Source organism: Methylorubrum subtropicum (assembly GCF_038442325.1).
Lineage (GTDB): Bacteria > Pseudomonadota > Alphaproteobacteria > Rhizobiales > Beijerinckiaceae > Methylobacterium > Methylobacterium subtropicum.
The window spans coordinates 25,993-48,041 of the sequence record NZ_JBBXMW010000015.1 but is presented as its reverse complement, the minus strand read 5'-3'; the positions used below and the strand labels follow the sequence as shown (position 1 = coordinate 48,041).

Below are 22,049 nucleotides of genomic sequence, written 5' to 3'. Positions count from 1 at the left end.
TCTCCCCCGGACGCACGAGGAGCCGACCATGAGCCACCCGATCACCGTCCGCTGCGGCTTCGACGCGGCCACCGGCCTCTACGTCGTGCGCGATTCGGAAGTGCCCGGCCTCGTCGGCGAGGCCCCGACGATGCGCGACCTAATGTGCCGCCTCCCGGGCCTGATCCGCGACCGCCTGGGCCTCGCCCCGGACGCCGCGGTCGACGTGTTCGTCGAGCGGGTGGTGCGCTGAGGGTTCGAAAGACACTCCCCCGTCATTCCGGGTCCGCGTAGCGGAACCCGAATCCACCCGTGATGCGTGGCATCACACGGCGTCGCGGCCAGTCGTGGATTCCGGGTTCGCTTCGCGCCCCGGAATGACGGTGGGAGGGATTGCGCGGCAACCGAAGCGCGGTCATCCTCGCCCCGGTCATGACGAGCAACCTCCGATGAACCGGCCCATGGTCATCCGCTGCGCCTGGGACGACGAAGCCGACGTCTGGTTCGTGCGCGAATCGAACGTGCCCGGCCTCGTCACCGAGGCCGAGACGCTGGACGCATTGCGGCGCAAGCTGCCGGGAATGATTCAGGACTTGCTGGAGGTCGAGACGACGCCGGCCGTCGCCGTCGTGCTGGCTATTTAAAGCGACGCCGTCATTGCGAGGCGGCCACCGATCGACTGCGCCGCAAGCCTTACGCGAACGTATCGAGCTTCCCGTGATGCTCGGCCAGCAGATAATAAAACGTCAGCCGCGACTTCGAGCGCGTCGCCTTCATGGTCTCGCAGACGCTCTTGATCGAGGCGTCGAGGTCGTCGCCGGATAGACCCAGCTTTTTCTCCAGAAAATTCTTGCGCACGGTCTCCAGCTCGGCCTTGTCGGAGCAGGCGACATAGCGGGTGTCGGGCTTCGACAGGACCAGCCGGTAGGTCTTTTCCATGTTGGCGAGGGCGGCCTCGTTGACTGGGGACTTGGCGTATTTCTTCACGTCGTCGAGATGCGCGGACATCGCGGGGGCTCCTTCTCAGGGCCGCGGGGCGCGAGCCTGTCTCGGGCGGCGGCGCTCCCAAGAGTCCTGATTTTCGCGACGCTGTCATGGGCCCGCGGGTCAAGAAAGCGTGCGTTCCACACGCGAATGCTGTGTCGGCCGGTGGGAGCGTGCGGCGAAGACAGTCTATGACGGTGGCGTGACACCTCGCGAGCCCGAGGGCTGGCCTCGCGCGTGGCTTCGTGCGAGAGGCAGGCCATGAAGATCGACGGACAGCCCTACCGCACCATCTTCCTCGACGGCCAAGGTGCCATCCAAGACGTGATGGTCATCGACCAGACGCGGCTGCCCTTCGCATTCGAAATCAAGCGGCTGGCGAGCCTCGACGACGCGGCGGTCGCCATCCGCACCATGGTGGTGCGCGGCGCGCCGCTGATCGGCGTCACCGCCGCCTACGGTCTGGCGCTGGCGATGCGCGAGGATGCGAGCGAGGCCGGGATCGAGCGCGCCTGCGCAGCGCTCGCGGCCACGCGCCCGACCGCGATCAACCTGCGCTGGGCGCTCGACCGCGCGGCGGCCGTGCTGCGCCGGGCGCCGGAGTCCGAGCGCGAAGCGACCGCCTTCGCGGAAGCCGCCCGGATCGCCGACGAGGACGTGGCGAGCTGCCGCTCCATCGGCGAGCACGGCGCGAAGATTCTCGCCGAGATCGCCGCGAAGAAGGGCGGCCCGGTCAACGTGCTGACCCATTGCAACGCGGGCTGGCTCGCCACCGTCGATTGGGGCACGGCGCTCGCGCCGATCTACGTGGCGCACGATGCGGGCGTGCCGGTCCACGTGTTCGTGGACGAGACCCGGCCGCGCAACCAGGGCGCGGCGCTCACCGCCTTCGAGCTGAACGCCCACGGCGTGCCCCACACCGTCATCGCCGACAACGCGGGCGGGCACCTGATGCAGCACGGCGCCATCGACGTCTGCATCGTCGGCTCGGACCGCACCACGGCGTCGGGCGACGTGTGCAACAAGATCGGCACCTACCTGAAGGCACTCGCGGCCACCGACAACCGCGTGCCGTTCTACGCGGCACTGCCGTTCTCGACCATCGACTGGACGCTGGACGACGGCGTGCGCGACATCCCGATCGAGGAGCGCGACGCCCGCGAGGTGACGCATCTGACCGGTAAGACCGAGGACGGGGGTTTCGCCACCGTGCAGGTGGTCTCGCCGGGCAGCCCGGTGGCGAACCCCGCCTTCGACGTGACGCCCGCGCGGCTCGTCACCGGGATCATCACCGAGCGGGGCGTGTGCGCCGCGAGCCCCGAGGGGCTGGCGGGGCTGTATCCGGAGCGGCGGCGGGCGGCCTGACGGCGTGGGTCGTCTGTCACGTCGGTGCAGGCGAAATGCCGACCGACAAATAACAAAAAATTAGTCCTTCAGCGGGTCGTGGCCCCAGTTCATCAGCGACAGGCGCCAGGGCGAGTCCTTCACCTTGTCCTTGTCGTCCGGGCCGCCCTGTTTGAGGTGGCGGTTCACGTAGCCGACGACCTTCTTCATGTGGGCGTAGTCGTCGTCGGTGAGGTCGGCCTTCTTCTTGTGCAGCATCTCGACGATGCGGCGGCCCTCTTTGTGGCCGGTGGCCTCGCCGCCGCCCTTCTTCTGGCCGACGGACTGGCTCTCGTCGGTCTCCAGAAACTTTTCGAGGGCCGAGGCCGTCATATTCACGGCCTCCTTGAACTCCTTGTAGATCTCCGCGTGGTCCTCGCTCGCCATTTCGTCCTGCCCCTTCGATGATGCAGGGGTCTGAACCGGCGCGCGCGGGGGCGGTTCGGGGCTGCGCCGTTCAGACGCGGGCGCTGAGCCGCACCCAGCGGGTCACAAGCAGGATCGAGACGGCGAGCAGCCCGGCGCAGAAGCCGGCCCAGATGCCCTGTCCGCCCCAGCCCGCGCCCCAGGCGAGCGTCGCCCCGAGCGGCACGCCGATGCCCCAGTAGCCGGTGAGCGCGATCACCATCGGCACGGCGGTGTCCTGCAGGCCGCGCAAGGCGCCGAGCGCCACCGACTGCACCCCGTCCGACACCGCGAACAGGGCCGAGAAGGCGAGGAAGCCGACGGCGACCGGCATCACCGCGGCGGCACCCGGCGCCTCGGCGTCGAGGAACAGGCCGATCAGGGTTTGCGGCACGGCGAGTTGCAGGGCGGCGCAGGCCAGCATGAAGGCGAGGCCGAGCCCGATCGCCACCGCGCCGGCCCGGCGCAGACCCGCGGAATCGCCGGCACCCAGCGCCCGCCCGACCCGGACGGTCGCGGCTTGGCCGATGCCGTTGGGCACCATGAAGCAGGTCGCGGCGATCTGCAGCGTCACCGCATGGGCGGCGAGCGGCACGGTGCCGAAGGTACCCATGGCGATGGTCGCCGCCTCGAACAACCCGGCCTCGGCCACGCCCGCCACGCCCATCGGCGCGCCGACCCGCACGATCCGCCCGAGTTTTTCGGAATCGAACTGCCAGAGGCGGGCGAACATCCGGTGGCTTTGCAGGACGGGATCGCGCCCGATCACGAGGATCAGGGCCGCCAATGCCAAAAATTCGGTGACGACGGTGCCGAGCGCCACGCCGACGATGCCGAGGCCCGGCGGGCCGAAGGCGAAGAAGGCGCCGAGCGCGATGTTGAGCGGCAGCGCGGCCAGACTCACGGCGAGCGGCGGCCCCGGCCGCTGGAGCGCGGCGAGCGCCCCTTTGAGCACCATGAAGGCGAGCGCGGGCAGCATCCACCATTGCAGCACCCGCATGTAGGCGCCCGCATCGCGCAAGACCGCCGGGTCCTGGCCCAGCGGCGCGAGCAGCGCCTCGAAGTGCCACAGAAGCGGCATCAGCACCGCGCCGAGCAGGCCGCCGAGCCACAGCCCGGCCCGCACCGTGCGGCGCACCTCGCCCGCATCCCCGGCCCGGCCGCTCCCGGCCGCTTCCGCCACCAGCGGGGCGACCGCGGAGGTGAGGCCGATGCCGCCGATGAACAGCAGCAGGTAGAGGCTGGTGGCGAGCGCGCCCGCCGCCACCGGCTCGGCCCCGAGCCGCCCGAGCAGGATCGCGTTCGAGGCGACGAGGCCGTGCTGGGCGAGGTTGATGAGGACGAGCGGCGCGGACAGGCGCAGCGTCGCGCGCACCTCGTCGCGCCAGGGCGAGGCCGGGCCGGGATGCAGGGCCGTCTCGGCGTAGCCGGTCGAGCGGATCACGGTGCTTGTCCTTTTTCGTCCCGGGACCGGCGTCTCCTATCCCACCCCCTCATCCTGAGGTGCTGGAGCGAAGCGGAAGCCTCGAAGGAGGGCTCCAGGGATCGCGCGGCAGGCTGGAGCCCTCCTTCGAGGCCCGCTGCGCGGGCACCTCAGGATGAGGGGGTGGGGTGGGATGGGGGCGTGGTGTCGTCTACGTCACCGGCGCCTCGGCCCGATCCCCCAAGAATCCCCCCGATTGCCGCCGCCACAGGTCGGCGTAGAGCCCGCCCCAGCGGATCAGCTCCGCGTGCGTCCCCTCCTCGACGATGCGGCCGCGGTCGATCACGATCAGGCGGTCCAGCGCCGCGATGGTCGAGAGGCGGTGGGCGATGGCGAGCACGGTCTTGTCGCCCATCAGCGTGTCGAGGGCCTCCTGAATCGCCGCTTCCACTTGGCTGTCGAGCGCGCTCGTGGCCTCGTCGAGGATCAGGATCGGCGCGTCCTTGAGGATGACGCGGGCGATGGCGATGCGCTGGCGCTGGCCGCCGGAGAGCTTGACGCCGCGCTCGCCGACATGGGCGTCGTAGCCGCGCCGTCCTTTATGATCGACGAGATCGAGGATGAAGTCGTGGGCATGCGCCTGTCGCGCCGCCGCCTCGACCTCGGCGTCGGTGGCGTCGGGCCGGCCGTAGGCGATGTTGTCGCGGATCGAGCGGTGCAGGAGCGAGGTGTCCTGGCTCACCATGGCGATGCTCTGGCGCAAGCTGTCCTGCGTGACGCCAGAAATGTCCTGGCCGTCGACGAGGATGCGCCCGCCCTCGACATCGTGCAGGCGCAGGAGCAGCGAGACGATGGTGCTCTTGCCCGCGCCGCTGACGCCGACGAGCCCGACCTTCTCGCCCGGATGGAGGTGGAAGTTGAGGCCCTCGATGATGCTGGCGTCGCCCCGCCCGTAGTGGAAATCGACGTCCTCGAACCGCACCTCGCCGCCGGTGACGGTGAGCGTTCCGGCATTCGGCGCATCGACGAGGCCGTGGGGCCGGGCGATGGTCTGCATGCTCTCCTGGATCACGCCGACATTCTCGAACACGCCGCGGACCGTCTGCATCACCCAGCCCGACATCGCCATCAGGCGCAGGATCAGGGCGAGGCCGGCGGAGGCCTCGCCGGTGGTCATCGCGCCGCGCTGCCACAGCATCAGGCACACGCCCGCCGTCGAGAGGATCAGCGCGCTGTTGAGGCCGCCGAGCAGGCTCGTGGTCAGCGTGGTGAGCCGGAACTGGTGCAGGTAGGCCTTGGTGTGGACATCCACCGAATCGCGCACCGCCGCCCGCTCCTCGCGGTCGCGGGCGAAGAGCTTGACGGTCTGGATGTTGGTGTAGCTGTCCACCACCCGGCCGATCAGGGCCGAGCGGGTCTCGGCGGTCCGGTGCGAGCGCTTGCGCGCGCGGGGCACGAACCACGCGGTCAGCGCCGCATAGGCCGCGACCCAGGCGATCACCGGGAGCGCCAGCCACGGCGAGATCGAGGAGAACAGGCCGATGGCGGTGACGGCGTAGATCGCGACGTAGAGCAGCGTGTCGATGAACACGACCGCGAGTTCGCGCACCGCCGGCCCGACCTGCACGACGCGGTTGGCCAGCCGCCCGGCGAAGTCGGCCTGGAAGTACGAGAGCGAGTGGCCGAGCGTGTAGAGATGCGTGCGCCAGCGGATCTGGTTGGTCGATTGCGGCACCACGAGCTGGTTCGAGGCGATCTCGTGCAGCCAGATCGTGAACGGGCGCACCACCATCAGCAGCAGCGTCGCCAGGATCAGCGGCACGGCGTGGTCGGAGACGACCGTCGTCCGGTCGGCGGTGTTCATCAGGTCGATGAACCAGCGCATCAGCAGGTAGAGCGACGCTTCGATGCTCCCTGCGATCACCGCGACGATGAACAGGAAGAACAGCGCCCCGCGAATCGGCCGCAGGTAGAAGGCGGCGAAGCCCAGCACGGTTTTCGGCGGCATGCGGCCTTCGTCGAAGGGCGCGAACGGGTCGATGCGGCGCTCGAGCCAATCGAGGAGCATGTTTTTGTTACCGAGCCAGGGATGAGGGGCTGAGGTAAGCCTCCTTGACCGAAGGCCAACCCTGCCGCCATGCCGCGGGGCCCGCCCTGCCCTGCGCGAACCCCGATGCTGCGCCTCGCCCTCTACCAACCCGACATCCCGCAGAACACCGGCACGATGCTGCGCATGGCGGCCTGCCTGGGGCTCGCCGTCGAGATCATCGAACCCGCGGGCTTCGACGTGTCCGACCGGCACCTGCGGCGCTCCGGCCTCGATTACATCGACCACGTGCCGATCACCCGGCACCGCTCCTGGGACGCGTTCGAGGCATGGCGGCGCTCCGAAAAGATCCGCCTGGTGCTCGCCACCACCGCGGGCGCCCTGCCCTACACGCAGTTCGGCTTCCGCGACGGCGACTGCGTGCTGATGGGCCGCGAATCGGCCGGCGTGCCTGAAGCGGTCCACGCGGCGGCGGATGCCCGCGTGTTCGTGCCGATGCGGCCGGGGATGCGCTCGCTCAACGTCGCGGTGTCGGCGGCGATGATCGTCGGCGAGGCGCTGCGGCAGACCGCCCGCGTGAATTGACGGAAGCCCGCACGGGTGGGAAAGCCTAGGCCCATGAGCGAGACGCCCGCCTCCCCCCTGCCCGCCCCCGACGACCTCGCCGCCCTGAAGGCCGAGGCGCAGAGCTGGTTCGCGACGCTGCGCGACAAGCTCGTCACCGCCCTGGAGACCCTGGAGGATCAGGCCGCCGGCCCGTTCCACCCCGACGCGCCGACGGAGGCGGGCAAGTTCGAGAAGACGCCGTGGCAGCGCACCGACCATAGCGGCGTACCGGGCGGCGGCGGCGTGATGGCGATGCTGAAAGGTCGCGTGTTCGAGAAGGCCGGCGTCCACATCTCCACGGTGCACGGCGAGTTCGCCCCCGAGTTCCGGGCGCAGATGCCGGGCGCGGCCGAAGACCCGCGCTTCTTCGCCACCGGCATCTCGCTCATCGTCCATCCCTGGAACCCGAACGTGCCGACGGTGCACATGAACACCCGCTTCGTCGTGACGACGAAGGCGTGGTTCGGCGGCGGGGCCGACCTCACCCCCGTGCTCGACCGGCGTCGCACCCAGGACGACCCTGACACGCAGCACTTCCACGCCTGCCTTCAGGAGGCGTGCGACGCCCACGCGCCGGCCGCGAACTACCAGAAATACAAGGCGTGGTGCGACGAGTACTTCCACCTCAAGCACCGCAACGAGCCTCGAGGCATCGGCGGCATCTTCTACGACTATCACTGGACGGGTGACCCGAAGGCCGATCTGGCGTTCACCCGTGATGTGGGCGAAGCCTTCCTGAAGGCCTACCCTGAGATCGTCTGGCGCAACCTCGCCACGGCCTGGACCGAGGAGGACCGGCTGGAGCAGCAGGTGCGGCGGGGCCGCTACGTCGAGTTCAACCTGCTCTACGACCGCGGCACCATCTTCGGCCTCAAGACCGGCGGCAACGTCGCCTCGATCCTGTCCTCGCTGCCCCCGACCGTGCGCTGGCCGTAAGCTCAAGTTCCCGATGGCCGAGACCTCGCTCCCCACGCGCTTCGCCCCGCAGCAGGACGCCGCGCTCAAGGCCATCGCGGCTTGGCGCCGCGACGGCGGCGCCCAGGTGTTCCGCCTGTTCGGCTATGCCGGCACCGGCAAGACCACGCTCGCCCGCCGCATCGCCGACGACGTGGACGGCGCGGTCGCCTTCGGGGCCTTCACCGGCAAGGCCGCCTCGGTGATGCGCCAGAAGGGCTGCCACGACGCGGCGACCATCCACTCGATGATCTACCGCACCAAGGAGGGCGACGAGGGCGGGCCGACCTTCACCCTCAACCGCTCCGGTCCCGCGGCCAAGGCCGACCTCATCGTCATCGACGAGTGCTCGATGGTGGATTCCGATCTCGGCAACGATCTGCTCTCTTTCGAGAAGCCGGTGCTGGTGCTGGGCGATCCGGCGCAGTTGCCGCCGGTGCGCGGCGGCGGCTTCTTCACGGAAGGCCAGCCAGACGTGATGCTGACGGAAGTCCACCGTCAGGCCGCCGACGACCCGATCGTCCGCATGGCGATGACGATCCGCGAGGGCGGGCGGCTGGAGGTGGGCGAGTACGGCGAGAGCCGGGTGATCCGCCGCCGCGACATCGAGCCCGAGCAGGTGCTCGACTGCGATCAGGTGCTGGTCGGCCTCAACAAGACGCGGCGGCTCTACAACAACCGCCTACGGGAACTCGCCGGCCACACCGACCCGATGCCGTCGGTCGGCGAGAAGCTGGTGTGTCTCAGGAACGACCGCACGAAGGGGCTGCTCAACGGCTCGACCTGGACGGTGCAGGCCCTGCGCGCCGCGCCGCGCCCCGACACGGTCCGCCTCGACGTGGTGCCGGAGGACGACCCCGCCGTGCGCCGCCGCGCGGTGGACATCAAGGTGCTGCGGCAGGTGATCGAGGGCTCGGAGGAGGAGATCCCGCTCTACCTCAAGCGCGAGACCGACGAGTTCACCTACGGCTACGCGCTGACCGTCCACAAGGCGCAGGGCTCGCAGTGGGACAAGGTGGTGCTGTTCGACGAGTCGTATGCGTTCCGCGAGCACCGGGCGCGGTGGCTATATACCGGGCTGACGCGGGCCGCGCGGGCGATCACGGTGGTGGTGTAGGCCTTGAGACTGAAAGGCCCCGCCGGATCGCTCCGACAGGGCCTAACATGAAGCCGGCAAATTCGGTCCCAGCCCGGGATCGTGCCGGCTCCCAAAGCCCCTTTCGGGGACAGGGCAGATATAGCCTACGAGGACCCTGAAAAATAGACATGACGTGTATTTTATTGGCGTCAGATGACAAGTTAAAGCCCAAGCGCGGCGCGGATGCCGTTCTGGACCCGCATCAGATCAGCAGGACTCAGGATGTCGCCGCGGTATCCGCGGCCGGCCAGAACACGATCGAGCCGGGCGTGGGAGACATGGGTGACGGCCGTGCATCTCGCCCAGGATTCCTTGGGCAGACTCGGGTAGGCGCGGGCCACGAAGGGCACATCCCAAGGGTCCTGGGTCCGTGGTGGCGTCGCGCTGAACGGGACGACGAGGCAGACACCCGGCCCAGCGCCGTGCCTGTGATTCAGGGCAGCCGGTGAGACGACGACCACCTGCCGAATCTTCCAAAGCTCCGGCTTCATGCCGACCGGCGGCTTCCCCAGCGGGAATGTCAGCGGATCGGAGGGGTCCTTGCCGAAATCGCACATTAGAATGCCGCCCTGCCGCGGCGTGAAAGTGATCGCCATCGGAGTCAGGTCTGATCCTCGGTTGTCATGCTGCCTTCGATCGGCACAGGCGTTTCCTGCTCGATTCGATCCGGAGACAAACGCCGACGCGCGGTGGGCTTTGTCGTCATAGCCGGACGCGGCAGACTCTGTCTTGCCTCAGAGGCAGCGAGCTTCCGCGATCCACCTCCAGATTGCTTCGCGGCCTGCCTGGACTTCAGAGTGGCACGCCGAGGCTTGGAAAGACCTGACAGCTTTTTCCCTCTGCGGAGCTCTTTGAGGAGGTCTGTCGTCGCGCGAACGAGAGAGGCAGCACTGCCAATACATAAGGCGGTGTCAAACAGATTGATTTCCGACATGGGGACGGTCTCCGAGTAGACTGGAAGGTCATGGACGCGAAAAAGCCCGCCCTCAGGTTTGAGAGCGGGCTTCTGGCAGACGAAGACGAGACTGCAAGCGGCCGATGTGTGGCGCGCAGGCCGCGCAGGGAGGTTGACGCGTCGTCGACCTACAGCTTCGATCAAATTTTTAGGAAATGCGCCGAGCCACGGTGAGCTTCACTCGCGCGGTTCGCCACGCTGATCAAATGCTGGATTTTGCCCGACGGGTCAAGACCATTTGGCAAATCACTATTGGCTCGCTCCGCAACAACCCTCCCCCGCGGAGGGGGAGGGTTGATGCGGCGTCACCCTTTCGCTTTTTCTACCGCCGCCAGCAGCGTGCACAAGGCCACCGCCTCCGCCGCCTTGCGCACGGCGTCGAGGCTCGGGAAGGTCGGGGCGATGCGCAGGGTCCGGTCGTGCGGGTCCTTACCGTAGGGGTGAGTCGCACCCGCGGGCGTCAGCGCGATGCCGGCCTCGCCCGCCAGCCGCACCACCTCGCCCGCGGTGCCCTCGGTCACGTCGAGGGTGATGAAGTAGCCGCCGAGCGGACGGCTCCACTGCGCCACGTCCCAACCGTCGAGGCGGGCGGCGAAGGCCTCTTCGACGGCCGCGAATTTCGGGGCGATCAGGGCGCGGTGGCGCTCCATGTGGGCGGCGATGCCGTCCGCGTCGCGCAGGAAGCGGACGTGGCGGAGCTGGTTGAGCTTGTCCGGCCCGATGCTGCGGCGGCCGGCCTGGGCGAGGTACCACTTCACGTTGGCGGGTGAGGAGGCGAGCATGGCGAGGCCGGCGCCGGCCAGCGTCACCTTCGAGGTCGAGGCGAACACGATCGGCCGGTCGGCGTGGCCGGCTTCCGTGCAGGCTTCGAGGATGTTGGGCAGCGCGGGCCGCTCAGCGGTCAGGTGATGCACCGCGTAGGCGTTGTCCCACAGAATGCGGAAGTCGGGCGCCGCGGTCGTCATGGAGGCCAGACGCTTCACGGTCTCGGCCGAATAGGTCTCCCCGCTCGGGTTCGAGTATTGCGGCACGCACCAGATGCCCTTCACCGACGGATCGGCGACGGCCTTCTCGACGGCGTCCATGTCCGGGCCCTCGCCGGTCATGGAGATCGGGATCATGCGGATGCCGAAACCCTCGCACAGCACGAAGTGGCGGTCGTAGCCCGGCACCGGGCAGAGGATCGTGATCGGCTCCTGCTTGCTCCACGGCTTCTCGCCGCCGGGCACGCCCTTGAGGAGCGCGTAGACGAGCACGTCGTGCATCAGCGCGAGGCTCGAATTGTTGGCGACCATGATCTGGTCGGCGGGCGCGCCGAGTACCGACGCGAAAAGCGCGCGGGTCTCGGGAAGACCTTGCAGGTTGCCGTAATTGCGCGCGTCGGTGCCGTCCTCGGCGGTCGTGTCGCGGTTGCCCGGCAGCGCCAGCATCTCGGCGGCGAGGTCGAGCTGGTCCGAGGCCGGCTTGCCGCGGGTCATGTCGAGCTTGAGCCCGCGCGCCTTCAGGGCCTCGTACTCGTCGCGCAAGGTCGCGCGCAGATCCGCCCGCTGCTCGGGCGACAGGGTGGACAGGGACGGCATCGGCTTCTTCCCGCTCGATAAAATCGCCCCTCTTCCACTCCCTCGCGCCGTCCCGGTCAAGCGGAACGGTGCAGTGCAATAGATTGGGTTGCGCACAAAGTGTTGCCGGAAAACCACTCACGTTCCCGTGATGATGCTGAACTCCTAACGCTTGGCCGTGAGCTTAACCGGTCGTTAACCATTCCCGCCAAAAAGCTAACAACACGCAAATGATGCACGAGACGAAGCGCGGAACCGCCGTACTTAAGTAAAACAGCCTAGTCCTCGCCCAGTCATCCGGCATCACCCCGCACGACAACCAGTAACGACCCGACACGGCGCGGATTCGCTTCGCGCCGAGCGACGGATCGCGCCTTCTTCCGGAGATCGCAGGGTGTACATCGTCGTCGATGAGCGTCAGTCGGTAGCCGACCAGTACGTCGCGGGCTTCGGGGCCGAGGGGGCCTCCGCCCGCTTCGTCACCGCCGAATCGATGCAGATCTGGCTCGGCTCGGCCCCGCGCGGCGATGTCGAGGCGATCGAAGGCTTCCTCATCGGCGATTGCCAGGACCGCGCCTCCTGCACGGTGGCGATCCGGGCGCAGACCCAGGCGCCGATCATCGCGCTGAACGAGACCCGCTCGCTTGAGCAAACGCTCGCTCTCTTCACCGCCGGCATCGACGACGTGGTGCGCAAGCCCGTCCATGTCCGCGAGATCATCGCCCGGGCGAGCGCGATCCGCCGCCGGATGAACCGCGGCGTCGAAAAAGCCCCCTCCCCCGACCGCGCGGGCCGCCTCACCGTGTTCAGCGACGGGCGTGATCCCGAGATCGACGGCGCGAGCCTGATCCTGCCCCGGCGCGAGCGCCACATCCTCGAATATCTCGCCAAGAACCGCGGCCGGCAGGTCACGAAGGGCCAGATCTTCGCGGCCGTCTACGGCGACCTCGACACCGATTGCGAGGAGAGCGTGGTCGAGGGCCACATCAGCAAGCTGCGCAAGAAGCTGCGCATGCGGCTGGGCTACGACCCGATCGAGGCCAAGCGCATGGCCGGCTACACCTTCGTCGGCTGAGCCGAACGAGATTCGTCGCAAAACGAAAAAGGCCGCCCCCATGACGGGGCGGCCTTTTTCGCGTTCAGAGAACCCGGCCGCCGGGGCGGCCGGGGAGTTATTCTTAACGGAACAGCGAGAGCACGTTCTGGCTGGACGAGTTGGCGATCGAGAGCGCCTGCACGGCGAGCTGCTGCTGCGTCTGGAGCGCCTTCAGCTTGGTCGACTCTTCCTCGATGTCGGCATCGACCAGGATGCCGATGGTGCGGTCGTTGGCCTTCATCAGCGTATCGACGAAGGTTTTTTGACCGTCGATCTGGGTCTTGTTGGCGCCGAGCTTGGTGCCGGCATCCGTGACCTTGGCGATCGCCTTCTCGACCTGGGTGATGATGTTGCCGAGCGTGGCGTCGCCGGTGGTGCCGGCGAGGCCCGAGATGTTGACCGAGGCGATCGAGAAGGTGGTGCCGCCGTCGACCGTGTCGAGGATGCCCTTGCCCGCCGTGGTGCCCGCGGCCGAGCCCTTGCCGACCCGGGCGTCGGTGGCGGCGGTGCCGGTGCCGAAGCCGACATCGACCAGGGTGTTGCCGGTCGAGACCGCGTTGTTCTGGATCGTGACCGAGGCCGTCGCGCTGGCCGCGGTGGTCTTGAAGGTCAGGCGGCCGGCGGAGTCGAGCGAGGCGGAGACCTTGCCGGCGAGCGGCGTGGTGGCGGTGTCGGCGGCGATCTGGTTGTTGACCGCGTCGAGGAACTCCTGCGTCGTCACCTTGGTCAGGTCGGCGGCGGCCGAGGCCATCGTGGTCTTGTTGATCAGGATGTCGGCGGTGAAGCCGCCGTCCAGCAGCAGGTTGAAGCTGACTTCGTTGGTGCCGCTGAAGTTCGCGGTGCCGCCGGTGAACACGGTGGTGCCGGTGAGCGAGGTCGAGCCGAACACCTGGGCCGAGGTCGCCGGGGTGGTGATGCTGGCGGCGTTCACGTCGTAGAGCTTGATCGCGTTCACATCGACGCCGATGTTCGAGAACGAGACCGTGCCGGTGGGCGAGCGCGAGAAGCCGGCCACCACGTTCTGCGTCGCCTGGTAGGCGGTGTTGGTCGCCGAGGAATCGACCGAGAGCCAGTTCTGGCCCGACGAGGTCGAGGAATCGGCGGTCGAGCGCATCTTGTCCTGGATCGCCTTGATCTCGGTCTGCACCTTGGCGCGGTCGACGCCCGGCTGCAGCGCGGTCTGCAGCTTGGCGCGCATGTTCTGCAGGTCGGACAGGACCGAGTTGAGGCCGTTATAGGCGGTGTCGACCGCCGACGAGCCGAGGCCGAGCGAGTCCTTCACGGCCGACAGCGAGGCGTTGTCGGTGCGCACCGTCGTGGCGATCGACCAGTAGGCGGCGTTGTCCGAGGCGGCCGAGACGCGCTGGCCGGTCGAGACGCGGTTGGAGGTCGCGTCGAGCTGGGTGTTGATCCCCTTGAGGGTCGTCAGCGCCGTCATGGCGGAGATGTTGGTCAGCAGGCTGGTCACGGAGAGTCTTCCGGCAAATGAAGGACAGGGAGGATTCGTGGAACCGGGCTCACACCGGTGCGGCGTCTCCGGCCCTCAAGAAGAGCCGTGGCGGACCTCACGAGACCCGACCGCACCGCGCATCACACCTCCGGACTCGCACCGGATCGGCGGGACGGACATCATGTCCATGGGTCCAAGGAAGACCCACCCGCCGGCCTGTCTCGGGCAAAGTCGCCGTCTTGGCGGCGCCTCGTCTCGATGTCGTGAGAATGCCGTGGTCGCGTTACGAAGCGATTAAGCAGACGAGCCCGGCCCTGTCCCGCGGGCGTTGTTTCACAATAGGACGGAAGCTGGGGAGAGACTGGTGAAGGGCGTGATTTTGCGCCGGGAATGCTGTTGGTGGGAAGGAAAGCGTTAACCTCTGTTTGGGCGGTCCGCCGGACTCGGGATGAAGCGTGCCTTGCCGGGACAGAGAGTTCGCTCGGAATGATCGCGGCGGGTTCGGCCGGCTCCCCCCTCTCCCCGCACGCGGGGAGAGGCCTGCATGGACCGTGTCGTCCATGCAGGAAGCGAAGCGGCGGTGAGGGGGCGCTTCAGGTCGAGGCTTCTGCGTCGAAGCCCCCTCACACCTCGGCTGCCGCCTCGCCGCGACGACGACGGGGTCGTCGCGGCCCTCTCCCCGCGTGCGGGGAGAGGGGATGCGCACTGACGACGCGGCCCTCCGGGCGGCGCCTCACCCCTCGAACGTCACGCCCGCGAAATCCCCCCGGCGCCAGCGCAGGCGCACGGTAACGGTGCGCAGATCGTGCGCGGCGATGACGAGGGAGAAGGTCTCGGGCAGGCCGATCTCCGGGGCGACCCGAAGCTTGGCCCCGGTGCGCGACAGGTCGCGGATCACGCAGCCGATCAGCCGCTCGGGGCCGAGCACGATGCGGCCCTGCTGGACGACGCGGTGGCGCTTGCCCGCCCGCTCGACCGGCGCCCCGTCCTTGGTCTCGGCCATCGTTGTGTCAGACTCCCGTCGCGGGCGGTTATACAGGTGCCCGCACTCCTGTCACCGATGGGTCGGCGTTAAGGTTTCGGTAACCATCTCCGTTCACGGTTCGTAAACCGGTACGATCCCGCGTCCGCGGGCGCCGGCCGGCGAGACGGACATGACCACACAGACCCGGCGCCCCGCCCCCCGCTCGATGGCCCGCCCTTCGGTCCGGCCGGTGGACCCGCCCGCCGCCCGCTCCTTCGCCGGGCTGATCGCGGCCCGGCGCGCCCGCGAGGCGGCCCTGGAGCGCGTGCTGCTCGGCGGCCTCGTGCTGCTCGCCTTCACGGTCAGCGGATTCGCCGGCTACGGCATCGCCACGGGCGAGCGCGCCTACGACGTGCGCGCCGTGCTGCCCGAGTTCACCGGCCCCTTCGCCTGGAAGAAGACGGTGGCGGAAGGCCGCCTCGCCAGCCTCGATCTCGATCCCGTCACCACCGGCTCGCTGCCCGAGCCCCCGGCCCCCGCCCCAGTGCAGGTCGCGAACGCCGCCCCCGGCGCCGTCGAGCGCCCGACCACGCCGTCCCCCGGCGGCTACGCCCTGCGCCGCGTCGCCGATGGGGTCGCGACGCTGGAAGGCCCCGGCGGCACGCGGCAGGTCGTGCTCGGCAGCATGCTGCCGGGGGCCGGCCGCGTCCTCTCGATCCGCCGCACCGGCGCCGGCTGGGTGGTCATCACCACCGAGACCATCATCGGGCCGCAGGCGCTCTAGCGCCCGCCAGCCTGGGACAAGCGACCCCCGCTAAACCCTGCGATGCAGCAGGCCCCGGACGACCGGGCCTCCCCCGAACGAGTTCGCCCGTGACCGACACCCTCACGAGCTACCGGCTGATCGCCAAGGACCTCGCCGCCTCGCTCAAGCGCAAGGCGGCGGAGCCGATGCTGGCGCGCGAGACCGCCTATTACGAGGCCAACATCGGCAAGGTGAAGACGGTCGACGACCTGATGTCGGACCGGCGCCTCTACACCTACGCCATGAAGGCCTACGGCCTGGAGGACATGACCTACGCCAAGGCCTTCATGCGCAAGGTCCTGACGGAGGGTGCGGGCAGCGCCGCGAGCTTCGCCAACCGGCTCGCCGACGAGCGCTACGTCGCCTTCGCCCGCGCGTTCAACTTCAAGGCCGCGGTCTCGGCCGCCGGCACCGACCCGACCGAGTTCGGCAAGGCCGGGGGCCGGGCCGGGATCACCGCCCCGGCGGCGCTCGCCGCCACGACGGATTTCAGCGGGACGAACGAGGCCCGCTTCCTCATCGAATCGCAGATCGACGCGACGACCACGAAATCGGTCACGATCACGCTCAACGCCAAGACGCTCGCGGGCCTGGCGGCGAACGTCGCGAAGACGACGCCGGAAGAGATTTCGCGGGCGATCAACGCGCAGATCGCCGCCTCGGGCGAGGACGTGGTGACCGGCGAGACCGGGCTGAAGGGCAAGGTGCAGGTCGGCGTCGGCGTCACCGGCGCGCTGTTCTTCGAGACCACCGCCTACGACAGCCTCGGCGCGGATGGGGTGGTCGGCGGCACCGGGCGCGATGCCGACGTCACGGTGTTTGCCGGCGGCAAGGTCCGCACCCTGTCGATCCGCAACGTTCCGCTCACCTCGGAGGACAAGGACGCGGTCAATGTCGGCTTCGGCACCGGGCTCGGGCCCGACACCTCGGCCCGCACCGTCACCGACGCCTACCTGCGCCAAGCCCTGGAGAGCGACGCGGGCGTCGAGGACACCGGGGTGCGCCTCGCCCTCTACTTCGCCCGCAAGGCGCCCACCATCAACAGCGCCTACGACGTCCTCGGGGATCCGGCGCTGAGCCAAGTGGCCAACACGGTGATCGGCCTGCCCGCCACCAGCGGCGCGGCCACCAGCGAGGCGCTGGCCCGGCGCGTGCGGCTGATCGAGTCCAAGATCGACATCCCGAGCTTGCAGGAGCCGGCCAAGCTCGACGCCTTCGTGCGACGCTTCGCGGCGATCTGGGATGCGCAGAACAACACGTCGAGCGCCCCGGCGCTGGCGCTGTTCTCCTAGGGGCTAAAAAAATGCAGCCGAGCCTCTACGTCTCGCTCTCCAGCCAGATCGCGCTGGAGAAGCGGCTCACCACCACGGCCAACAACGTCGCCAACATGGCGACCGTGGGTTTCCGCGCCGAGGAGACCAAGTTCGCCGAGCTGCTGAGCCGCTCGACCCGCGGCGAGGTCGCCTTCGTCGGCCCCGGCACCAGCGCAATCTCGCGGATCGCGGGCCAGACCACCAAGACCGACTCGCCCCTCGACGTGGCGGTGCAGGGCGATGCGTGGCTCGGCATCCAGGGCCCGAAGGGCACGCTCTACACCCGCGACGGCCGCTTCACGATGGACGCCAACGGGCAATTGCGCACGCTCACCGGCAAGGCGGTGGTCGATCCGGGCGGCGGCCCGATCACCCTCGATCCGCAAGGGGGCCCGCCGACGATCGGGCGCGACGGCAGCATCTACCAGAACCGCCAGCAGGTCGGCGCCATCGGCCTGTTCACCATCGATCCGAAGGCGACGATCTCGCGCGCCACCGACAACGCCGTGTCGGCGAGCCTCCCCGGCCGCGCCGTGCAGGACTTCACCCGGCTCGGGATGGCGCAGGGCTACGTCGAGGGCGCCAACGTCAACCCGATCATGGAGATGACCCGGCTCATCGCGATCCAACGCGCGTTCGAGAGCGCCGCGACCCAGACCTCGCAATCGGAGAACACGCTCACCGACGCGATCAAGACGCTGGGACCGCAGGGCTGATCGGATGTCGAACGCCATCGAGCGCCTGGAGCGGGCCCTGGAGGCCGGCCGCCGCGACCTCGCCCCGGTGCGGGTCGGCGGGCCGGTGCGCGAGATCTCCGCCACCGCCGCCCGCGTCGGCGGCGTCTCCGCCTTCGTCCGGCTCGGCGACCGCATGGGCTTTTCCGCCGACGGGCGCACCCAGATCGGCGAGGTGGTGCGCATCGATGCGGGCGGCGCGACGGTCAAGCCGTTCGAGAGCCGGATCGATGTCGGCCTCGGCGCCCGCGCCCACCGCATCGGCCCGGCGCGCCTGCGACCCTCGCCCGCCTGGAAGGGCCGGGTGATCGACGCGCTGGGGCGCCCCGCCGACGGCCTCGGGCCTCTCCCTGAGGGCGCCGCCGACGTGCCGCTCGACGCCGATCCGCCCGCCGCGATGACCCGCGCGCGGGTACGCCAGCCCCTGCCGACGGGCGTACGGGCCATCGACCTGTTCACCCCGCTCTGCGCCGGCCAGCGCATCGGCATCTTCGCCGGCTCAGGCGTCGGCAAGTCGACGCTGCTCGCCATGCTCGCCGGGGCGCAGGGCTTCGACAGCGTCGTGGTGGCGCTCGTCGGCGAGCGCGGGCGCGAGGTGCGCGAGTTCCTCGAAGGGCCCATCGCCGCCGCGCGGGAGCGGGCCGTCATCGTCGTCTCCACCGGCGACGAGAGCCCGATGATGCGGCGCCAAGCCCCGAAGGTGGCGCTCGCCATCGCCGAATCCTTCCGCGACCGCGGCGAGTCGGTGCTGCTCATCGTCGATTCGGTGACGCGCTACGCTCACGCCGCCCGCGACGTGGCGCTGGCGGCCGGCGAGCCAGCGGTGGCCCGCGGCTACCCGCCGAGCGTCTTTTCCGACCTGCCGCGCCTGCTGGAGCGCGCCGGCCCCGGCGCCGAGGGGGCGGGCACCATCACCGGCATCTTCTCGGTGCTGGTCGACGGCGACGACCACAACGATCCGGTGGCCGACTCGATCCGCGGCACGCTCGACGGCCACGTCGTCCTCGACCGGGCCATCGCCGAGCAGGGCCGCTATCCGGCGATCGAGCTGCTCGGCTCGATCTCGCGGCTGGCCGGCGAAGTCTGGACCGGCGACCAGCGCGAACTGGTGCGCAAGCTCAAGAGCATGATGGCCCGCTTCGAGGAGACGCGCGACCTCCGCCTCATGGGCGGCTACCGCGCCGGCACCGACCCGGACCTCGATCAGGCCATCACCCTGGTGCCGCGCATCTACGAGGCGATGCGCCAGGAGCCCGGACAGGCCCCGAGCCGCGACGCCTTCCTCGAACTCGCCCAATCCCTGCGGGGATAGGCGCGCAACCCCTCCTTCAGCCCCGCGCAAGCGACCGCGTGTCCACTGCGCCCCAATTCGAAGATCAACGAGGTCTCCGCATGAGTCTCATCGGCGTGCTCCGCACCGGCGTCTCCGGGATGAATGCCCAGTCGAACCGCATTTCGACCGTGGCCGAGAACATCCAGAACGCCGGCACCACCGGCTACAAGCGAACCTCGACGGAGTTCTCCTCGCTCCTGATCGAGGGCAACGACCAGGGCCAGTACAATTCGGGCGCCGTCGAGACGACGGTCCGCCGCTCGATCGGCCAGGACGGCCCGGTCACCTCCACCACCTCGGACAGCGATCTGGCCATCAGCGGCAAGGGCTTCTTCGTGGTGAAGGACGGTGCCGGCGCCCCGTTCCTGACGCGGGCCGGCAACTTCGTCATCGACGGCCCGACCGGCAACCTCGTCAACGCGGGCGGCTTCACGCTGCAGGGCTACAGCCTCGCCAACGGCGAGCCGAACCCGGTGCTCAACGGCATCGCCGACCTCGAGCCGATCAACGTGTCGAGCCTCGGCATGCAGGCGCGCCCGACGCTGAGCGGCACCGTCGACGGCAACCTGTCGTTCGAAACGCCGGTCTCGACCGGCCCGGTCTCGAAGAAGAGCTCGCTCAAGGTCTTCGACAATGTCGGCCAGGCCAAGATCCTCGACGTCAACATGACGAAGACCGGTACCAACACGTGGACGGTGAGCTTCGCCGACCAGGACGCCCCGGCAACGACGCTCGCCACCACGACGCTCACCTTCGACGCCAACGGCAAGGTGGCGAGCGGCGGCTCGGCGACCCTGACCGTCCCCAACGGCCGCGTGATGACGATCGACCTCTCGTCGATGACGCAGCTCTCGGGCAACACCGGCCTGTCCGGCACCGCCGACGGCTCGGCCCCGACCGCCGTCACCGGCACCGCCTTCGGCAGCGACGGCACGGTCTACGCGACCTTCGCCGACGGCACCCGCAAGGCCGCCTTCAAGGTGCCGCTCGCCAACGTGGCGAGCCCGGACAACCTGAGCCCGCGCGCCGGCAACGTGTTCATCCCCTCGGTCGATTCCGGCGACATCCAAGTGGGCTTTGCCGGCGAGAACGGCCGCGGCGCGATCAAGTCCAAGGCGCTGGAGCAGTCGAACGTCGATGTCAGCACCGAGCTGACCACGATGATCGAGTCGCAGACGGTCTACACCGCCAATTCCAAGGTGTTCATGACCGGCAACGAGATGCTCGAAACCCTGATGAACCTGAAGCGGTAAGGCACCGCTCTCCGAAGCCGCGTAGCGGCTTCGCGGCGCGAAGAGCGCCGCGCGCAGCGGCCTCGGCTTTCAGCCGAGGCGTCTAGCGGAGCGAAAGCCTAAGCCCGCGGAGGCGGGCGCCGGCGATTGAGGCCAACAAAGAACACGCGCGCCGCCGGAGACCCTCGGCGCGCCCGCCCTGTCAAAAGAACTTGCTGGACGCCCCCGATGGGTCTCTCCCTCGCGCTCAACACCGCGCGCGCCTCGCTCGCCGCCTCCTCGAACCAGATCGCGGTCTCGGCGCGCAACGTCGCGGGGGCGAGCGATCCCGGCTACTCGCGCAAGATCGCCGCCCTGGTGACGACGGGCGCGGGCGGCGCGGTGGTCAACATCACGCGGGCGACCGACGCGGCGCTCTACGCCCGCACCCTCTCGGCGAGTTCGTCGGCCGCCTACGGCGACGCGGTGCTGACCGGCCTCACCACGCTCGCCCGCACGGTGGGCGACACCGACGACGCATCCTCGCCCGCCGCGCGCTTCGCCGGATTCGAGGCCGCCCTTCAGGCCGCCGCGAACCAACCGGATTCGACCGATCTCGCCCGCGCCGCGGTCGAGGCCGCCAAGGCGCTGGCCGGAAGCCTCAACGATGCCGCGGGCGCGGTCCAGGCCGCCCGCGCCGAGGCCGATGCCGGGATGCAGGCCTCGGTCGCCCGCATCAACGACCTGCTCGGCCAGTTCGACCGCGCCAACGCCGCCGTCACCCGCGGCCTCGCCTTCGGCGCCGACGCCACCGACGCGCTCGACGACCGCGACCGGGCGCTGACCGCGCTGTCGGCCGAGATCGGCGTCACCGCGGTGGTGCGCGAGGGCGGCGACGTGGCGCTCTACACCGACAGCGGGGTGCCGCTCTACGACCGCGGGGCGCGCTCCGTCCGCTTCACGCCGACCGCCACCTACGCCCCCGGCGGCACGGGCGGCGTGGTGGTGATCGACAACGTGCCGGTGACGGGCCCGAACTCGCCGATGCCGGTCGCCTCCGGGCGGCTGGCCGGCCTCGCGGCGTTCCGCGACACCATCGCCCCGGCCTACGAGGCGCAGCTCGATGCGATGGCCGGCGGCCTGATCGAGGCGTTTGCCGAGACCGACGCCATCGGCTTCGACAGCGGCCCCCGCGCCGGCCTGTTCACCGACGGCACGAGCGCGCTGCTGCCGGGCGACCGCCTCGGCCTCGCGCGCCGGATCGCGGTCAACGCCGCGGTCGATCCGGCCAAGGGCGGCCAGCTCCCGCTCCTGCGCACCGGCGGCCTCAACGGCACCGATTACCGCGACCTCGCGGCCGGCACCGACGCGTCCTATGCCGGGCGCCTGCGCACGCTGGTGTCGAATCTCACCGCCGCGCAAAGCTTCGATCCGGCCCTCGGGCTCGGCACGGCGCAGAGTCTGGCCGACTTCGCCGAGAATTCGGCGGGCTGGATCGAGGGAAAGCGCAAGGACGCCTCGGAGGCCGCCGCCTACCAGAAGACGCTGCTGTCGCGGGCGAACGAAGCGCTCTCGAACGTCGCGGGCGTGAACGGCGACGACGAGACCGCCCTGACGCTCCAGCTGGAGCGCTCCTACACGGCGTCCGCCAAGATCATCTCGGTGATCAACGACCTCCTCAAGACCCTCCTCGACACGGTGAGATAAGCC

The 22,049-nt window shown here is 69.5% G+C and carries 21 protein-coding genes; 13 read left to right on the top strand and 8 right to left on the bottom strand.

All coding sequences use genetic code 11. The features are described 5' to 3' along the window. The first annotated feature begins 28 nt into the window (after positions 1–28). Both AAHG03_RS19420 and AAHG03_RS19415 read left to right on the top strand, forming a co-directional pair. Positions 29–232, top strand: coding sequence for a DUF1902 domain-containing protein (locus AAHG03_RS19420; RefSeq protein WP_342152536.1), 204 nt, complete (start codon positions 29–31; stop codon positions 230–232). 196 nt (positions 233–428) lie between these two features. After that, entirely contained in the window at positions 429–623 is a 195-nt protein-coding gene (locus AAHG03_RS19415) for a DUF1902 domain-containing protein (protein ID WP_342152535.1), read from the top strand. A 49-nt stretch (positions 624–672) separates the two neighbouring features. Here the strand turns inward: AAHG03_RS19415 and AAHG03_RS19410 are convergent, their stop codons facing one another. Beyond that, complete coding sequence (locus tag AAHG03_RS19410; RefSeq protein ID WP_342152534.1) at positions 673–987, bottom strand: DUF2853 family protein; 315 nt, start codon at positions 985–987, stop codon at positions 673–675. Between the two features lie 237 nt (positions 988–1,224). Here AAHG03_RS19410 and mtnA point away from each other — a divergent pair, with 237 nt between their 5' ends. Further along, a complete protein-coding gene (mtnA, locus tag AAHG03_RS19405) occupies positions 1,225–2,328 on the top strand; it encodes an S-methyl-5-thioribose-1-phosphate isomerase (protein WP_342152532.1) in 1,104 nt (367 codons plus the stop codon). 60 nt (positions 2,329–2,388) lie between these two features. Here the strand turns inward: mtnA and AAHG03_RS19400 are convergent, their stop codons facing one another. The 3 genes from AAHG03_RS19400 to AAHG03_RS19390 all read right to left on the bottom strand — a co-directional run bounded on the left by AAHG03_RS19400 (position 2,389) and on the right by AAHG03_RS19390 (position 6,242). After that, positions 2,389–2,733 carry a DUF3140 domain-containing protein gene (locus AAHG03_RS19400; RefSeq protein ID WP_342152530.1) on the bottom strand — a complete coding sequence of 115 codons (345 nt, stop codon included), beginning with the start codon at positions 2,731–2,733 and terminating at the stop codon, positions 2,389–2,391. A gap of 70 nt (positions 2,734–2,803) precedes the next feature. After that, positions 2,804–4,195 (bottom strand): MATE family efflux transporter, encoded by a 1,392-nt coding sequence (locus AAHG03_RS19395; RefSeq protein ID WP_342152529.1) that lies wholly within the window; start codon positions 4,193–4,195, stop codon positions 2,804–2,806. Positions 4,196–4,385: 190 nt separating this feature from the next. After that, positions 4,386–6,242, bottom strand: a complete 1,857-nt coding sequence (locus AAHG03_RS19390) for an ABC transporter ATP-binding protein (protein ID WP_342152528.1) — start codon at positions 6,240–6,242, stop codon at positions 4,386–4,388. Positions 6,243–6,347: 105 nt separating this feature from the next. Here AAHG03_RS19390 and AAHG03_RS19385 point away from each other — a divergent pair, with 105 nt between their 5' ends. The 3 genes from AAHG03_RS19385 to AAHG03_RS19375 are packed head-to-tail and all read left to right on the top strand — an operon-like array spanning position 6,348 to position 8,898. Continuing rightward, the gene (locus AAHG03_RS19385; RefSeq protein WP_342152526.1) at positions 6,348–6,806 is read left to right on the top strand and encodes a tRNA (cytidine(34)-2'-O)-methyltransferase; all 459 of its coding nucleotides are present in this window, start codon (positions 6,348–6,350) and stop codon (positions 6,804–6,806) included. Between the two features lie 33 nt (positions 6,807–6,839). Continuing rightward, positions 6,840–7,763 (top strand): oxygen-dependent coproporphyrinogen oxidase, encoded by a 924-nt coding sequence (gene hemF / locus AAHG03_RS19380; protein WP_342152524.1) that lies wholly within the window; start codon positions 6,840–6,842, stop codon positions 7,761–7,763. Positions 7,764–7,776: 13 nt separating this feature from the next. Then, positions 7,777–8,898: an ATP-dependent DNA helicase gene (locus tag AAHG03_RS19375; protein WP_342152522.1), complete on the top strand. Its 1,122-nt coding sequence runs from the start codon at positions 7,777–7,779 to the stop codon at positions 8,896–8,898. A 182-nt stretch (positions 8,899–9,080) separates the two neighbouring features. Here AAHG03_RS19375 and AAHG03_RS19370 read toward each other — a convergent pair whose 3' ends face one another. Together AAHG03_RS19370 and AAHG03_RS19365 are read right to left on the bottom strand one after the other, a co-directional pair. Next, complete coding sequence (locus tag AAHG03_RS19370) at positions 9,081–9,515, bottom strand: type II toxin-antitoxin system PemK/MazF family toxin (protein WP_342152521.1); 435 nt, start codon at positions 9,513–9,515, stop codon at positions 9,081–9,083. Positions 9,516–10,179: 664 nt separating this feature from the next. Beyond that, complete coding sequence (locus AAHG03_RS19365; RefSeq protein ID WP_342152519.1) at positions 10,180–11,454, bottom strand: aminotransferase class I/II-fold pyridoxal phosphate-dependent enzyme; 1,275 nt, start codon at positions 11,452–11,454, stop codon at positions 10,180–10,182. A 373-nt stretch (positions 11,455–11,827) separates the two neighbouring features. Between AAHG03_RS19365 and AAHG03_RS19360 the strand changes: the two genes are divergently transcribed. Next, the gene (locus AAHG03_RS19360; protein ID WP_342152518.1) at positions 11,828–12,508 is read left to right on the top strand and encodes a response regulator transcription factor; all 681 of its coding nucleotides are present in this window, start codon (positions 11,828–11,830) and stop codon (positions 12,506–12,508) included. Between the two features lie 103 nt (positions 12,509–12,611). On the opposite strand, the gene AAHG03_RS19355 is transcribed toward AAHG03_RS19360, so the two are convergent. Continuing rightward, positions 12,612–13,997: a flagellin N-terminal helical domain-containing protein gene (locus AAHG03_RS19355; RefSeq protein ID WP_342152516.1), complete on the bottom strand. Its 1,386-nt coding sequence runs from the start codon at positions 13,995–13,997 to the stop codon at positions 12,612–12,614. A 715-nt stretch (positions 13,998–14,712) separates the two neighbouring features. Beyond that, positions 14,713–14,982, bottom strand: a complete 270-nt coding sequence (locus AAHG03_RS19350) for a PilZ domain-containing protein (RefSeq protein ID WP_342152515.1) — start codon at positions 14,980–14,982, stop codon at positions 14,713–14,715. A 151-nt stretch (positions 14,983–15,133) separates the two neighbouring features. Between AAHG03_RS19350 and AAHG03_RS19345 the strand changes: the two genes are divergently transcribed. The 6 genes from AAHG03_RS19345 (at position 15,134) to flgK (ending at position 22,046) form a co-directional block, all read left to right on the top strand. Further along, positions 15,134–15,727 (top strand): hypothetical protein, encoded by a 594-nt coding sequence (locus AAHG03_RS19345; RefSeq protein ID WP_342152514.1) that lies wholly within the window; start codon positions 15,134–15,136, stop codon positions 15,725–15,727. Between the two features lie 89 nt (positions 15,728–15,816). Next, positions 15,817–17,040 (top strand): DUF1217 domain-containing protein, encoded by a 1,224-nt coding sequence (locus AAHG03_RS19340; protein ID WP_342152513.1) that lies wholly within the window; start codon positions 15,817–15,819, stop codon positions 17,038–17,040. An 11-nt stretch (positions 17,041–17,051) separates the two neighbouring features. Continuing rightward, complete coding sequence (gene flgF, locus AAHG03_RS19335; RefSeq protein ID WP_342152512.1) at positions 17,052–17,777, top strand: flagellar basal-body rod protein FlgF; 726 nt, start codon at positions 17,052–17,054, stop codon at positions 17,775–17,777. A gap of 4 nt (positions 17,778–17,781) precedes the next feature. Continuing rightward, entirely contained in the window at positions 17,782–19,107 is a 1,326-nt protein-coding gene (fliI, locus tag AAHG03_RS19330) for a flagellar protein export ATPase FliI (protein WP_342152511.1), read from the top strand. Positions 19,108–19,187: 80 nt separating this feature from the next. Next, on the top strand, positions 19,188–20,381 hold the full coding sequence (locus tag AAHG03_RS19325; RefSeq protein ID WP_342152510.1) for a flagellar hook protein FlgE: 1,194 nt from the start codon (positions 19,188–19,190) through the stop codon (positions 20,379–20,381). A gap of 207 nt (positions 20,382–20,588) precedes the next feature. Beyond that, positions 20,589–22,046, top strand: a complete 1,458-nt coding sequence (flgK, locus tag AAHG03_RS19320; protein ID WP_342152508.1) for a flagellar hook-associated protein FlgK — start codon at positions 20,589–20,591, stop codon at positions 22,044–22,046. Positions 22,047–22,049 lie beyond the last annotated feature (3 nt).

Bases quoted from the DNA above. Each gene is read 5' to 3' on its own strand.
- AAHG03_RS19345 (WP_342152514.1), top strand. From the start codon at position 15,134: ATGACCACACAGACCCGGCGCCCCGCCCCCCGCTCGATGGCCCGCCCT.
- AAHG03_RS19385 (WP_342152526.1), top strand. From the start codon at position 6,348: ATGCTGCGCCTCGCCCTCTACCAACCCGACATCCCGCAGAACACCGGC.
- AAHG03_RS19365 (WP_342152519.1), bottom strand. From the start codon at position 11,454: ATGCCGTCCCTGTCCACCCTGTCGCCCGAGCAGCGGGCGGATCTGCGC.
- AAHG03_RS19370 (WP_342152521.1), bottom strand. From the start codon at position 9,515: ATGGCGATCACTTTCACGCCGCGGCAGGGCGGCATTCTAATGTGCGAT.
- flgF (WP_342152512.1), top strand. From the start codon at position 17,052: ATGCAGCCGAGCCTCTACGTCTCGCTCTCCAGCCAGATCGCGCTGGAG.
- AAHG03_RS19415 (WP_342152535.1), top strand. From the start codon at position 429: ATGAACCGGCCCATGGTCATCCGCTGCGCCTGGGACGACGAAGCCGAC.
- AAHG03_RS19375 (WP_342152522.1), top strand. From the start codon at position 7,777: ATGGCCGAGACCTCGCTCCCCACGCGCTTCGCCCCGCAGCAGGACGCC.
- mtnA (WP_342152532.1), top strand. From the start codon at position 1,225: ATGAAGATCGACGGACAGCCCTACCGCACCATCTTCCTCGACGGCCAA.
- fliI (WP_342152511.1), top strand. From the start codon at position 17,782: ATGTCGAACGCCATCGAGCGCCTGGAGCGGGCCCTGGAGGCCGGCCGC.
- AAHG03_RS19325 (WP_342152510.1), top strand. From the start codon at position 19,188: ATGAGTCTCATCGGCGTGCTCCGCACCGGCGTCTCCGGGATGAATGCC.
- AAHG03_RS19410 (WP_342152534.1), bottom strand. From the start codon at position 987: ATGTCCGCGCATCTCGACGACGTGAAGAAATACGCCAAGTCCCCAGTC.
- AAHG03_RS19400 (WP_342152530.1), bottom strand. From the start codon at position 2,733: ATGGCGAGCGAGGACCACGCGGAGATCTACAAGGAGTTCAAGGAGGCC.
- AAHG03_RS19420 (WP_342152536.1), top strand. From the start codon at position 29: ATGAGCCACCCGATCACCGTCCGCTGCGGCTTCGACGCGGCCACCGGC.
- AAHG03_RS19350 (WP_342152515.1), bottom strand. From the start codon at position 14,982: ATGGCCGAGACCAAGGACGGGGCGCCGGTCGAGCGGGCGGGCAAGCGC.
- flgK (WP_342152508.1), top strand. From the start codon at position 20,589: ATGGGTCTCTCCCTCGCGCTCAACACCGCGCGCGCCTCGCTCGCCGCC.
- hemF (WP_342152524.1), top strand. From the start codon at position 6,840: ATGAGCGAGACGCCCGCCTCCCCCCTGCCCGCCCCCGACGACCTCGCC.
- AAHG03_RS19390 (WP_342152528.1), bottom strand. From the start codon at position 6,242: ATGCTCCTCGATTGGCTCGAGCGCCGCATCGACCCGTTCGCGCCCTTC.